Here is a 13,944-nt window from a genome sequence, read left to right as displayed (position 1 = left end):
TAGCCAACCAAGTAATTCGTGTGGACTCTGACCGAAGCATTCGGCTTCGTTTAAGGAGGTGATCCAGCCGCAGGTTCCCCTACGGCTACCTTGTTACGACTTCACCCCAGTCATGAACCACACCGTGGTAATCGTCCTCCCGAAGGTTAGACTAACTACTTCTGGTGCAATCCACTCCCATGGTGTGACGGGCGGTGTGTACAAGGCCCGGGAACGTATTCACCGCGACATTCTGATTCGCGATTACTAGCGATTCCGACTTCACGGAGTCGAGTTGCAGACTCCGATCCGGACTACGACGCGTTTTAAGGGATTGGCTCACTCTCGCGAGTTGGCAGCCCTCTGTACGCGCCATTGTAGCACGTGTGTAGCCCTGGCCGTAAGGGCCATGATGACCTGACGTCATCCCCACCTTCCTCCGGTTTGTCACCGGCAGTCTCCCTGGAGTTCTCAGCTTTACCTGCTAGCAACCAAGGATAGGGGTTGCGCTCGTTACGGGACTTAACCCAACATCTCACGACACGAGCTGACGACGGCCATGCAGCACCTGTCTCAGAGTTCCCGAAGGCACCAATCCATCTCTGGAAAGTTCTCTGGATGTCAAGGCCAGGTAAGGTTCTTCGCGTTGCGTCGAATTAAACCACATGCTCCACCGCTTGTGCGGGCCCCCGTCAATTCATTTGAGTTTTAACCTTGCGGCCGTACTCCCCAGGCGGTCAACTTAGTGCGTTAGCTGCGCCACTAAGACTTCAAGAGTCCCAACGGCTAGTTGACATCGTTTACGGCGTGGACTACCAGGGTATCTAATCCTGTTTGCTCCCCACGCTTTCGCACCTCAGTGTCAGTGTTGGTCCAGGTAGCCGCCTTCGCCACTGGTGTTCCTTCCTATATCTACGCATTTCACCGCTACACAGGAAATTCCACTACCCTCTACCACACTCTAGTCTGACAGTTCGAAATGCCGTTCCCAGGTTAAGCCCGGGGCTTTCACATCTCGCTTACCAAACCACCTACGCGCGCTTTACGCCCAGTAATTCCGATTAACGCTTGCACCCTCCGTATTACCGCGGCTGCTGGCACGGAGTTAGCCGGTGCTTCTTCTGCGAGTAACGTCAATCCTTAAAGGTATTAACTTTAAGGCCTTCCTCCTCGCTGAAAGTGCTTTACAACCCGAAAGCCTTCTTCACACACGCGGCATGGCTGGATCAGGGTTGCCCCCATTGTCCAATATTCCCCACTGCTGCCTCCCGTAGGAGTTCGGGCCGTGTCTCAGTCCCGATGTGGCTGATCATCCTCTCAGACCAGCTACGGATCGTCGCCTTGGTAGGCCTTTACCCCACCAACTAGCTAATCCGACTTAGGCTCATCCAATAGCGCAAGGTCCGAAGATCCCCTGCTTTCCCCCGTAGGGCGTATGCGGTATTAGCAGCCGTTTCCGACTGTTGTCCCCCACTACTGGGCAGATTCCTAAGCATTACTCACCCGTCCGCCGCTCGTCAGCGGGGTGCAAGCACCCCCTGTTACCGCTCGACTTGCATGTGTTAAGCCTGCCGCCAGCGTTCAATCTGAGCCATGATCAAACTCTTCAGTTTAAATCATACAAGAACTCGAAAGTTCTTAATTCTTGCTCAAGACAAAACTCAATTTTCGACGAGTCACTGTCCTGATATTTCGTATCCGAAATACCTCGGCCAGCGCCCACACGAATTACTTGGTTAACTTGTTAAAGAGCGTTTGAGCTGTGTTGCTCAACGAGGAGGCGAATTCTACATTCTTCTCCGAGACTGTCAACGCTGATTCCCAAATTATTTTTCTTTATTTCGGTTTCCCGCTATCAGGACAACCAGAACTGTTCAACCCTTGCACGAAATGTGCAAAATTCGAACTGACGCAACCTCAGTTACCCCGAAACCCCTTCGCTACCAGGTACACTTCCCGGGACCGGGCCCTGGAAGAATCCGGCTTGCGCACCACTACTTTATCGAATACGGCACGCACCGCCTTCACATATTCGTCATAGCCTTCACCGTGAAACACCTTGGCCACAAAGCTGCCTTTAGGTTTGAGCACCTGGCACGCCATATCCAGCGCCAGCTCTACCAGATACATGGAAGCGGCCTGGTCTGCCGCATTCACGCCGCTGATATTGGGCGCCATATCGGAGATGACCACATCGGCACGGGTGCCGTCGAGTACGGCCATGATCTGGTCAAACACGTCCTGCTCGGTGAAATCACCCTGGATAAATTCAACACCCGCAATGGCATCCATGGGAAGTATGTCCGAGGCCACCACTCGCCCCTTGTGACCTACCAGCTTCGCTGCAACCTGAGACCAGCCGCCCGGGGCGGAGCCCAAGTCAACCACGAGCATATTAGGCTGGATCAGCCGGTCTTTGTCGTTAATCTCCAGGAGTTTGTAACTGGCACGGGATCGATAGCCATCTACCTGCGCCTGCTTCACAAAGGGATCGTTGACGTGCTCTTCGAGCCAGCGGTTACTGCTTTTGGAACGGGCCATGGGGTGTCTTCTGTCTACTGCGGGAAAGACTGCATTGTACGCGGCCACCCTCACTACCGCAAAAGCCGCCGAGCCTGACAATACAACGGGGCAACAGTACAATGACGCCACTGTTGCAACCGCTACCCAATGCAGGAACCCGGCCGTGAAACTGGATGACATCAAGAAACTTCACCAGAAAAAGTATCGCCAGTCGCTGGGCCACTTCCTGGTGGAAGGGGAGCACCTGGTACTGGAGCTGGAAAAAGCCGCCACCAGAAACCCGCACTGGCAAAAGGCCAGGCTGTTTGTCACCAGCAGCTATGAACATTGGCCCAGCCCCTGGCCAAAAACCACCATCAGCGACCGCCAGATGGCTCAACTGGCTGACACCAAAACTCCGCAAGGCATTCTTGCCGTGGCACCGCTTCCCTCTGATAAGGCAGGTACATCAACAGCCGGCGGGAAAGCGGTCTATCTACATGAGGTTCAGGATCCTGGAAACCTGGGCACGATCCTGCGCACCCTGGCCTGGTTTGGCGGCATGCGTTGCCTGCTCAGCCCCGGTAGTGTCGATCCCTATAACCCGAAAGTTGTGCGCGCCAGCATGGGCGCCATCTTCCATGTTCCGCTGGAAACCGATGTAAACCTGAACACACTCCCCAGCCGTTATCCCCGCATTGCCTGCCTGGACATTGGCGGAGAGCCAATCACCAGCCCAGGCTTCCTGAGCCACGACTGCTATCTTTTTGGCAACGAAGCCCGGGGCGTACCGGAAGAGGCTCTGACCAGCCTGGGCGCCGGGCGTTTCACCATCCCCGGCGCGGCTGCGGTGGAGTCTCTGAATCTTGCTTCGGCGGTGAATATGGTGGTTTATGAGTTGAATCGGACATTGCCTTAAACAGAACCCTCTGGAGCTACCGCTCATGTACATCAATGGAAATTGGATTAAAGACCGACCGGATTTCATCGTTACCAACCCGGCAACCGGCGAGACCATAGGACGGGTGCCAGACTGCACCGCCCAGAATATCGAATCGGCCATCGCCGCCGCCGACCAGGCATTCCGGGCGTGGCGAAAAACAACGGCCCATGAACGCTCGCAGCTACTTTACCGGGCCTGGGAGCTAATGATCCGCCAGAAGCGCTCACTGGCAGAGTTGATGACCCGCGAACAGGGCAAACCCCTGAAAGCTTCCCTGAACGAAGTACAATACGGCGCAGACTTCCTGCTGTGGTTTGCAGAAGAAGCCAAGCGCATGTACGGACAGATCATTCCCTCGGCCCGCGAGAATCAGCGTTTCCTGGTACAGAAATCCCCAGTGGGCGTTGTTGGCGCAATTACGCCCTGGAATTACCCTATTTCGATGATTACCCGCAAGCTTGCTCCTGCCCTGGCCGCCGGCTGCACCGTCGTTCTCAAACCCGCCGAAAGCACGCCTTTGTGTGCCGCGGCCATGATGGAAATCTTTGAGGAAGCCGGCTTTCCACCAGGGGTAATAAATCTGATTACGGCTGAGAACCCCGCCCGGGTTGGCGAAGCCTTCTGTACAGACCCGCGCGTCCGAAAGCTCACATTCACCGGCTCTACTCCCGTTGGAAAAATGCTCAATGGGTTAGCGGCCGCCAACATGAAGCGAGTCTCAATGGAGCTCGGCGGCCATGCCCCGGCCATCGTATTCCCCGATGCAGACCCGGTGCATGCGGCCAAGGGCCTGTCTATGGTCAAGTTCCTCAATACCGGCCAGGCCTGCATCAGCCCAAACCGGATATTCGTGCATGAAGACCATGCAGAGCCCTTTATCAAGGAACTGAGCAGCCGCGCCAGCCGACTTGTTGCGGGTAACGGTATGAGTGACGGCGTTGGCATTGGGCCGCTGATCAACGAAGCGGCCATACAGAAAGTGGACGACCAGGTTCAGGACGCCCTTGCCCGAGGCGCCAAAGCTGAAACCGGCGGCCACCGCCTGACCGATAACGGCCTGGCCGGGGGTTATTTCTACGCACCCACGGTGCTGTCCGGAGTAACAGCGGACATGAAGATTTATCGGGAAGAAACCTTCGGGCCGGTTGCACCCGTGATTACCTATCGCTCGGAAGACGACGTTATTGCCATGGCAAACGACACAGACTATGGCCTGGCGGCTTACATCTATAGCAACAACCTGGCCACCTCCATGCGGGCATTTGAAGCGTTGAACTTCGGCATTATCGGGATTAACGATATCAATCCCACCAGCGCAGCCGCGCCATTTGGCGGCATGAAGAACAGTGGTCTTGGCCGTGAAGGCGCCCAGGAAGGCATTGAGGAATATCTGGAAACCAAGCTTGGCGGGCTTGCCATCTGAGCCTAAAAAGGCAGGGCAAGGACGCCACAAATCAGGCTGGAAACCGCCAGAGATATCACTGAATACCTGAAGCTCCAGTCATAGGCAGCAACCCGGGTGTTGTAACCGGTACAACGCTCCAGCAGCAGCGCGTTAGCCGAAAACGGCGTGCCGGCAATGGTAATTCCCCATCCAGTCACAATGCCGAACCCCAGCGCCAGTAACCCGTAATCGGGCCATATCGGGCCGAGAATACTGCCCGACAAAGTACCGGAAATGATCGGATTGACACCGACGGCACCGCCGGCAAAAAACAGCCAGGGCACCAACATGGCTACCAGTGGATAAGCCCACACCGGCAGCGAGAAGTCTGAACCCATCCAGTTCAGGGCGAAGGTGCCAATCACACCCCCCAGAAAAGACGAGCCCCCCATAATCGCCAACTCATTGTTCATCATCGCCAGCGACGGTATGAAAAGCTTGCCGTCCTGAATACGGCGGTACAGCAACCCCAGAACGACTGCGGTCAGGCAACTGAGCGTCACCGCCTGGGAATAAATCAGACCGGCTAGACTGGTGAGGGCAAATGCACCAAGACATATCAGCGCGATAGTACTCAGGAATCGGACCCAGGCTGGCCCCGCTCCCTCAACAGCGCCTACCACAACCTTACTCTCCGGGGCCTCCTGCTCCCGGAACACAGCGCCGGCGACAAGATACAAAGCAGCAAACGGCAGGGAGGCTGCAATCAGCTTCCAGCTGGAAAGCCCGGGCAGAAACGTCACCACCATGACAATCGCAATAGACAGAGGCGATGCCATGGGCGATGCCCCAAATCCGCGCACCACCGCTCTGGCGGCATTTCTTGCCAGCCCACTGTCGCCCCTTTCCCTGATCTGAACACCAATCATGGTGGCAATAACGCCCACGGCGCCAAAATTCAGCGGCACCGACAAAACGGCGGTGCCAGTGGTCACGCCCAGGTAGCGATGGGCAGGCCGGCCGCTAAACAAACTTCTGGAAATGATTTTTATATCATTCGACTGGGCCAGAACGGCAGACAACAGCATCACGGTGATGATTAGTGCACCGATCCTCGCCATGTTGCCGGATGCCCGCTCGAGTGCGACCGGCTCTATCGCAAGCGCGAGCCCCCCAAGAATCAGGATCAGGCTGAAAATCACCCGAGCAACCATTCTCAGATTGGCCCAGCCAAGCACAATAGCCAGGCACGCCAGCGCGGTTGTCAGATAACTGAAGCCTGGCAGAAAAGTGAATACACCGGCCAGAAGTGCCAGATAAGTCAGAACCGTCCGGTAGCTGGCCAACCCGTATGGTCGCAGAAACGCTGTCATCCTCGTATCACCCGCACGTTCATATTGTTGTTAAAAACATTGCCTGCAAAAAAAGACCGCCGAGACTCCTGTTCAAAGTCTGGCGGTATAAAGGAGGGTCAACACTAAACCCCGGCGCTTCAGCCCATCCCCCGGCTGAAACACAGAGGCACATCCATCAGCTACGGCTTACCCAGTACCGACGAATTGCGAACGCCAGCGAGGCAACGGTCAGAAGAACAAATACCCAGGTAATCGGACCACGGAAGAACACCGACGGGTCACCCTTACTGATCAGGATGGTCCGGCGCAGGTTGTCCTCGAACATGGGACCCAGAATAAAACCGATGAGAAACGGAGCGGCAGCAATACCAGTGCGATTGAACACAAAGCCAAGAATGCCAAATGCCAGCATCAAGCCGATATCAAAGGTACTGTTGTTGACAGCATAGGCGCCGTAAATACAGAACATCAAAACGATCGGCAGCAAAATGGTTTTAGGGATATCAGCAATCAGGGAAAAATATTTGATAGCCGCATTACCCACTACCAGCAGAACCACAGAGCTCACCAGAATCCCACAGAACAGGGCATAAACCAGCGTCAGGTTTTCCTGGAACAGCACCGGCCCCGGAGTCAGCCCGTGAATCATGAAGGCGCCGAGAATAATGGCGGTAATAACATCCCCGGGAATCCCCAGCGACAGCAACGGAATCAGGGTTGCACCGGCAACGCCGTTGTTACCGGCCTCGGCTGCCGCAACACCCTCAACCTCACCTTTGCCGAAGTTATCCTTTCTGGGGGATGTCCGCTTGGCTTCGCTGTATGAGATAAACGCGGCAGACGTGGCTCCCGTTCCCGGGATAGCACCAATGATTACACCAATAATGCTGCCCCGGATAATGGTCTTCAGAGACGCTTTAAACTCTTTCCAGGTCAGAGACGCACCCGTAACCGCGGTACGTATGTGTGGAGCAACCTTGGACGTGTAAAAATCGATAACTTCGGGTATTGCAAACAACCCGATGAGCAACGGTATGAACGACACCCGGTCCATCATGTTGTAGTTATCAAAAGTCAGGCGCTGCGTGCCGTATACCGCATCCAGCCCGATTGTGGAGACGATAATACCCAGAAACGCTGCAATGAGCCCTTTGACAACAGAACTACCTGAAACCGAAACAATAATGGTCAGGGAGAAGCAGATCAGCCAGAAATACTCCGGTGGCCCGAAATTCAGCGCAATCTTCGCCAGGTAGGCGGCAAAGAAAATCAACGCCACGTTGGAAATCACATCGGCAACCACCGATGAATACAACGCCGTTTTCAGCGCCTTCTTAGCCTTGCCTTGCTGAGCCATCGGGTAGCCATCAAGCAAGGTACAGGCTGAGGCCGGAGAACCCGGGGTGCGAATCAATATCGCAGTAATCGAACCACCATACATTCCGCCCTTATAAATACCAACCAACAGAAGGATCGCGGTTACCGGCTCCATGGAGAAGGTAAACGGCAGGGCGAGCGCAACCGCCATAGTTGCCGTCAACCCGGGGATGGCACCCACCACAACGCCAATCAGAACGCCGACAGCTATCGCTATAAAATTATCAACGCTCAGAAAGAGCGACATAACTTCTGAAAAATTTTCCATCTCTGGCACCCAAAGCTTTTGGACCAACGCCCGCCCCAACTGACCGGAGCCTGCGCATACTTAACGAGTTTTTGCTGGCTTCAGAACCAGGCTTCCCACAGCTCCCCAACAGGCAGGGGCACATTCAGCAGGTAAATGAACAACATGGTCACAAGCACCGGAAAGGCGATCGCGAGGAGGTATATCAGCGGATTGCGCAGGCCGCTGGCCAAAAACAGCAACACGCAGGCAAGCACACCACTGCCGATGGCACCCAACTGCTCAAAGAAAAACGCATAGACAACACCTGCCGCTACCATCAAGGCCTGACGAATTAAAGACACGCCTCGGCGAAGCTCATCTCCAGGCTCTCGCTCGGGGGGAACTCGAAGGCCGGAGACCATCAGCACAAGAGACAGAACCAGCACTGACCAGCCGGCAACCTGCGGCAAGAATCGCGGCGACAGCAGCGGATGCTGCATAAACGGAGGCGCTGAAATGTAGCTGGGGATGATGTAATAAAGAAAAACCAAGGCCAGAATAAAGAATACCGCACCCACGATTGTATTCGGATTGAGTCGGCCGTAATGAGTTGCCGGCGTATCGGCACTCTGGTTCTCGGAGATAGCCATGATAAAACTCTCGACAGTATTCGTTGATAAAGAAAAGGCGGGCCGGCCTGTCAAACCGGTCCCGCCCAGCGCAAGATTGATCAGCGTTTCAGGTTTGCCTTCTCAGCAACGTCTGCCCACTTTTCAAGCTCGTCAGCAACGAAGGCACGAAACTCGTCACCAACCTCTTTACCTGCTACCGCACCAAACTGGGGCAAGAAGCTTTTAAAGTTTTCGCTTTCAACAATTTTCTCGAGCGCCGCCTCAAGCTTCGCCTGCGCTTCCTCGGGGAGCGATTTGTGAGCAATCAGGCCAAACCAGGCCGAAGTCACGTAATCGCCAAGACCAAATTCAGAACCAACTTCCTGCAGCGTAGGAACCTCCGGCAGGAATTCTGAACGCTCAGCAGTGGTTACCGCCAGGGCCTTGAGCTTTCCGGATTGGATATGGGGGTAAACCGTTGGCATATTTTCAAAGGCCACGTCTACATCCCCTGCCAACAGCGCCGGCAGTGCTTCGCCTGAACCCCGGAAAGGGACGTGAATCAGGTTAGCCTGGGTCAGGTTCTTGAACAGCTCACCAGACATATGGATCGAGCTGCCGATGCCTGGGGAACTGAACGACAACTGCCCTTCACGTGCCGCAGCAACGAACTCTGCAACAGAGTTATAGGGACTGCTTGCCGGCACAACCATCACGTTCGGGATGTCGATGACATTACGAATGAACACGAAATCCTCAACCGGGTCATAGCGAAGGTTGGGATAAATCGACGCGCCGATTGTGTGCCCCGGGGATGCCATCACCAGCATGTGATCGGAACCACGGCCGCCACGTGCCAACTGTGCTGTTGCAACAGTGGAGCCCGCACCTGGACGATTCTCGACAACAACGGTGGTGAGTTCTTTCTGAAGCAGGTCTGCCACCTTACGGGAGAGCAGATCTGTAGTGCCGCCAGCCGAATAGGGTACGACCAGGCGAATGTTATCACTCGGCCACTCTTTGCCATGCGCGACTCCAGTCATGGCGATAGTGACAGATGCAACGGCTGCAACAACCGCGGATTTGAACAGTTTAGTTGATGTACTAATCATCTTGTCATTGTCCTGCTTATCTTTGGTTCGATTATCGAACATATGTTCGTATTGTCGAACGCCAATTTCACATAATACGCTTGTTCGTGCAAGTACTTTTACGAACAAAATCTGATCAACTGAGGGCAATACGACTAATAGACGGGCTGATGCAAGGAGGCAAAAAAGACAGGGGAAAGGAAAACGCCGGGGCCGGTATCAAGTACACCGACTCCGGGCATGAACAGCTTCAGGGCAACACGGCCGCTATGTTACGAGCAGCCGTTTTCATTATCGGCACATACTCATCAACGATTCGCTCCAGGGTGACAGAACTGACGTGGCTGCTGGAGTTAAGCGCAAACCGCACCTGCCCCCTCCGGTCAATTACAGGGACTGCCACAGCACGCATACCCAACTCCAGCTCCTGATCTACGATCGCGTACCCTTGCTCTCGAACCCTTTCAAGCTCCACTCTGAGTTCGTCCGGCCCCTTGGTGTTCGGTGTATGCTTCTCAAAACGAGACTTTTCGAACACCGCCTCCAGTTCTGGCTTCTGCAAATACGCCATCAGAACGCGACCACCGGAAGTGGCATAGGCCGGCAACCTCGCACCAATCTGCAGATTGATCGGAATCAGGCCCCTGCGCGGAATACGAGCCACATAGACGATGTCTGCCCCGTCCAGAACGAGCGCAGAGCAGGATTCACCCAACTCGTAGGCAACCTTTTCCAGGTGGGGGGTTATGGTTTCCGAGAAGTCCAATGACGCAAGGTAGGCATATCCAAGCTCCAACACCTTGGCCGTCAACCTGAACTTTTTGTCCTCCAGAGACACATAACCCAGTTTCTGCAGAGTCAACAAAAAACGCCGGGCTGCCGCTCTGGACAACCCGTTTTTCTCTGCAACGGCGGACAGCGTCATGGAAGGGTTTTCCGTATCAAACGATCGGATAACCTCCAGCCCTCGCGCAAAAGTGGTCAGAAACTCCTTGTCAGCTCCTGACATATCCTTGTTTTGATCAGTCATTAAATCGGTCCATAAAGCTGAGGTAAAACAACATCACCCCTTATCGGCGCTCCAACTATCCAGTGTTTTTCCCTCAAGAGCCAGTTCTTCCAGCAAAGGTGCAGGCTGCCAGTAATCCGCCCCGGTTTTGTCACGCAGCGCACAGATGCAGTCGTACACTTCCCTGAGCCCCATCTGGCTTGCCGTGAACATGGGGCCACCGCGGAATACCGGGAAGCCGTAGCCATTCACATAAACTACATCAATGTCACTGGGCCGTTGCGCTATTCCTTCACCGAGAATGTGGAAACCCTCGTTAATCAGTGCCATCAGGTGCCGGTCAAGAATTTCCTGATCAGTCATGGTCCGGCGCTGCACGCCGTGGGCCCTGGCCTGCGCTTCAATTACTTCCAGAACCTCTGGATCCGAAGACCTGGCCCGGGTCTCTGGGTCGTAGCGGTAGTATCCCGCTCCGGATTTCTGCCCCAAACGTCCCATCTCGACAAGCGCATCAGCAATGCAATAGCTGCGGGGGTCGCCTTTTTGCTCAGGAGTCAGGGCCTGACGGGCCTTATAGCCGATATCCAGGCCGGCAAGGTCACCAACCGCGAGCGGCCCCATGGCCATACCAAAGCGCGTGAGAACACCGTCAATCTGCTCAGGTGACGCCCCCTCAATCATCGACAGCTGGGCTTCCCGCGCATAGGGGCGCAGCATCCGGTTGCCGATGAAGCCGTAACACACCCGAGCCAGAACCGGCACCTTACCAATTTTCTTGCCCAGCGCCATAGAGGTCGCAATCACATCCTCGGATGTGGCGTCGGCGCGAACCACTTCCAGCAGGCGCATCACATTCGCCGGGCTGAAAAAGTGCAGCCCGACCACGTCCTGCGGGCGCGAAGTGCAGGCAGCGATTTCATTCACATCAAGGTAGGAGGTATTTGAGGCAAGAATGGCCCCGGGCTTGCACACGCGGTCAAGCTCACCGAAAACCTGCCGTTTCACATCCATGCTTTCAAACACCGCTTCGATAACCAGATCGACATCGGCCAGGCTGTCATAGCTCGTGCTGCCAGTAATCAGGGCCTGACGTTTATCCGCCACCTCCTGCGACATCTTGCCCTTACTGACCGTGATGCCGTAGTTCTTGCTGATCATCGCAAGGCCACGATCCAGCGCCTCCTGGTTAAGCTCCAACAGCGTTACCGGGATTCCGGCATTGGCAAAGGTCATTGCGATGCCACCACCCATGGTCCCGGCACCGATAATGCCAACACGGTTGATGGGTTTCGCCTTTGCATTTTCGTTAAGGTCTTCAACAACTGCGGCCTTGCGCTCGGCAAAGAACATATGTCGCATGGCGGCCGCCTGGTCAGAGCCGACACACTCAACAAAACTCGCCCTTTCGAACTGCAGACCGTCCTCAAAGGGTTTCGAGACCGCCGCTTCCACACAATCAACAATCTTCTGCGGAGCAACCTGCCCACGCCGGCGCTTGGCCATGTTCTTGCGCCATACTTCGAAGACATCTGCATCGCTTTCGGCAGCAGGCACCTCCAGGTCTCTGACCCGGCGCAGCGGCGCGCCCTCTTCCAGAAGGGATTGAGCATATGCCAGGGCCGAATCCTGCAGGGGCTCCTCAACCACACGGTCAATCATGCCCAGTTCCAGAGCTTTCGGCGCAGCCACTCGCTTACCAGAGGTAATAACATCCAGGGCCGTTTCCACGCCGACCAGTCTGGGCAAACGCTGTGTTCCACCGGCTCCGGGCAAGATGCCCAGATTAACTTCCGGCAGGCCCACAGCCGCCGTATTCAGCGCGCAACGATAGTGACAGCTGAGCGCCAGCTCAAAGCCGCCGCCCAGAGCCGTGCCGTGTAATGCGGCAATAACAGGCTTTGCGGAAGACTCAATGGCTTCGTTCACTTCCGGCAGGGAGGGAGCCATAGGCGGTTTGCCAAACTCCTTGATATCCGCTCCGGCCACAAAGGTTCGGCCCTCACAGATCAGGACAATGGCCTTTGAGTTGTCCGTCTGAGCGTTTGTAATGGCGCTCATCACGCCCTCACGCACCTTTTGCGACAGGGCATTTACCGGCGGGTTATTGATGGTAATAACGCCGAAGTCACCAACCAGCTCATAAGTAACCAACATACGGAATTTCCTCTTCTGATAAAAAAAGAGCCGATCCCGCACTATCGGGAACGCGGTTCGGCTCTACAGAACACCTCAATACGGGCTAGATTACGCCTTTGTCGCGCAACGCCTTGATATCATCGTCTGACTTCCCTAGCACCCTGTTCAACACCGCAGCGGTGTCTTCTCCAAGCAGCGGAGGCGCCTTCTGGTAGGCCTGCCTGGTTTTGGAGAACTTGATCGGGTTTGCAATCCCCGGAACCGGGCCAATAGCCGGATGCTCCAGCTCGATCTTCATATTGCGGGCCTGAACCTGAGGGTCTTCGAATACCGCTGCAATATCCTGAATCGGGCCACAGGGCACACCCACAGCAACCAGTTTTTCCATCCAGTCACGACTGGTTCCGGTGCGGGTACGCTCGCAGATCTTGCCGACAAGTTCCGGACGGTGAGCAACCCGCTGGGGGTTGGTCTCAAAGCGCGGATCTTCAGACAGTTCCGGACACCCCAGAACATCACACAAACGCCTGAACTGGCCGTCGTTACCCACGGCGATAATTATCTGCCCATCACTGGTAGGGAATGGCTGATAAGGCGTTAGGTTCGGGTGGTATTCACCGGTCCGGGTTGGCACATCACCACTGCAGAAATAGTTGAGGGCCTGGTTTGCCAGCCAGCTAACCTGCACGTCAAGCAGAGCCATATCAATGTACTGGCCTTCACCCGTCTTCGAGCGATGATGGAGTGCCGACAGGATGGCAATCGTTGCGTTCATCCCGGTGGTCAGGTCAGCTACCGCCATGCCAACTCGCTGAGGGCCGGCACCCGGGTTGCCGTCGGCAACGCCGGTGATACTCATCAACCCGGCCTGCGCCTGCACCAGGTAGTCATAGCCGGGGTAACTGGCCATTGGGCCGGTCTGGCCGAAGCCGGTGATTGAACAATAGATCAACCCCGGATTCACCTTGGCCAGATCGTCATAGCCCAGGCCTTTCTTGGCGAGCCCGCCCGTTTTGAAGTTCTCAACCAGAATATCGCAGTCCGCCGCCAGTTCACGGACCAGCTGTTGCCCCTCTTCGCTGCCAAGATCAATCGTAACCGAGTGCTTACCCCGGTTTGCAGACAAAAAGTAGGCAGACTGCTTTGTCGGATTGCCGTCTTTGTCTTTCAGCCAGGGGGGGCCCCAATGGCGAGTGTCGTCACCGAGCTTCGGGCGCTCAACCTTGATAACCTCGGCCCCCAGATCCGCCATGATCTGGGTGCTCCAGGGCCCCGCCATAACACGGGACAAATCCAGTACACGAATGCCTGATAATGGACCTGACATC

The 13,944-nt window shown here is 55.5% G+C and carries 10 protein-coding genes and 1 rRNA gene; 2 read left to right on the top strand and 9 right to left on the bottom strand.

All coding sequences use genetic code 11. The features are described 5' to 3' along the window. Positions 1-51: 51 nt before the first annotated feature. Both AQ621_RS17190 and rlmE read right to left on the bottom strand, forming a co-directional pair. A 16S ribosomal RNA gene (locus AQ621_RS17190) occupies positions 52-1,592 on the bottom strand. 304 nt (positions 1,593-1,896) lie between these two features. Continuing rightward, positions 1,897-2,520, bottom strand: a complete 624-nt coding sequence (gene rlmE / locus AQ621_RS17185) for a 23S rRNA (uridine(2552)-2'-O)-methyltransferase RlmE (RefSeq protein ID WP_058342406.1) — start codon at positions 2,518-2,520, stop codon at positions 1,897-1,899. A 145-nt stretch (positions 2,521-2,665) separates the two neighbouring features. On the opposite strand from rlmE, the gene AQ621_RS17180 reads away from it, so the two are divergent. Beyond that, entirely contained in the window at positions 2,666-3,400 is a 735-nt protein-coding gene (locus tag AQ621_RS17180) for a TrmH family RNA methyltransferase (protein ID WP_058342405.1), read from the top strand. Positions 3,401-3,425: 25 nt separating this feature from the next. After that, complete coding sequence (locus tag AQ621_RS17175) at positions 3,426-4,847, top strand: NAD-dependent succinate-semialdehyde dehydrogenase (protein ID WP_058342404.1); 1,422 nt, start codon at positions 3,426-3,428, stop codon at positions 4,845-4,847. Positions 4,848-4,849: 2 nt separating this feature from the next. Here the strand turns inward: AQ621_RS17175 and AQ621_RS17170 are convergent, their stop codons facing one another. The 7 genes from AQ621_RS17170 to AQ621_RS17140 all read right to left on the bottom strand — a co-directional run bounded on the left by AQ621_RS17170 (position 4,850) and on the right by AQ621_RS17140 (position 13,943). Then, on the bottom strand, positions 4,850-6,181 hold the full coding sequence (locus AQ621_RS17170; protein WP_145840295.1) for a hypothetical protein: 1,332 nt from the start codon (positions 6,179-6,181) through the stop codon (positions 4,850-4,852). 157 nt (positions 6,182-6,338) lie between these two features. Continuing rightward, positions 6,339-7,808 carry a tripartite tricarboxylate transporter permease gene (locus AQ621_RS17165; protein WP_058342402.1) on the bottom strand — a complete coding sequence of 490 codons (1,470 nt, stop codon included), beginning with the start codon at positions 7,806-7,808 and terminating at the stop codon, positions 6,339-6,341. An 80-nt stretch (positions 7,809-7,888) separates the two neighbouring features. Next, positions 7,889-8,419: a tripartite tricarboxylate transporter TctB family protein gene (locus AQ621_RS17160; protein ID WP_082641141.1), complete on the bottom strand. Its 531-nt coding sequence runs from the start codon at positions 8,417-8,419 to the stop codon at positions 7,889-7,891. An 80-nt stretch (positions 8,420-8,499) separates the two neighbouring features. Beyond that, positions 8,500-9,534 carry a Bug family tripartite tricarboxylate transporter substrate binding protein gene (locus AQ621_RS17155; RefSeq protein WP_227508381.1) on the bottom strand — a complete coding sequence of 345 codons (1,035 nt, stop codon included), beginning with the start codon at positions 9,532-9,534 and terminating at the stop codon, positions 8,500-8,502. A 187-nt stretch (positions 9,535-9,721) separates the two neighbouring features. Then, the gene (locus tag AQ621_RS17150) at positions 9,722-10,480 is read right to left on the bottom strand and encodes an IclR family transcriptional regulator domain-containing protein (protein WP_145840303.1); all 759 of its coding nucleotides are present in this window, start codon (positions 10,478-10,480) and stop codon (positions 9,722-9,724) included. Between the two features lie 54 nt (positions 10,481-10,534). After that, the gene (locus AQ621_RS17145) at positions 10,535-12,634 is read right to left on the bottom strand and encodes a 3-hydroxyacyl-CoA dehydrogenase NAD-binding domain-containing protein (RefSeq protein ID WP_058342399.1); all 2,100 of its coding nucleotides are present in this window, start codon (positions 12,632-12,634) and stop codon (positions 10,535-10,537) included. Positions 12,635-12,719: 85 nt separating this feature from the next. After that, a complete protein-coding gene (locus AQ621_RS17140; RefSeq protein ID WP_058342398.1) occupies positions 12,720-13,943 on the bottom strand; it encodes a CaiB/BaiF CoA transferase family protein in 1,224 nt (407 codons plus the stop codon). Position 13,944 lies beyond the last annotated feature (1 nt).

Source organism: Marinobacter sp. P4B1 (assembly GCF_001447135.1).
Classification (GTDB): domain Bacteria; phylum Pseudomonadota; class Gammaproteobacteria; order Pseudomonadales; family Oleiphilaceae; genus Marinobacter; species Marinobacter vinifirmus.
Note: the sequence above shows the minus strand (reverse complement) of the source record. Positions and strands in the feature narration are given on the sequence as shown.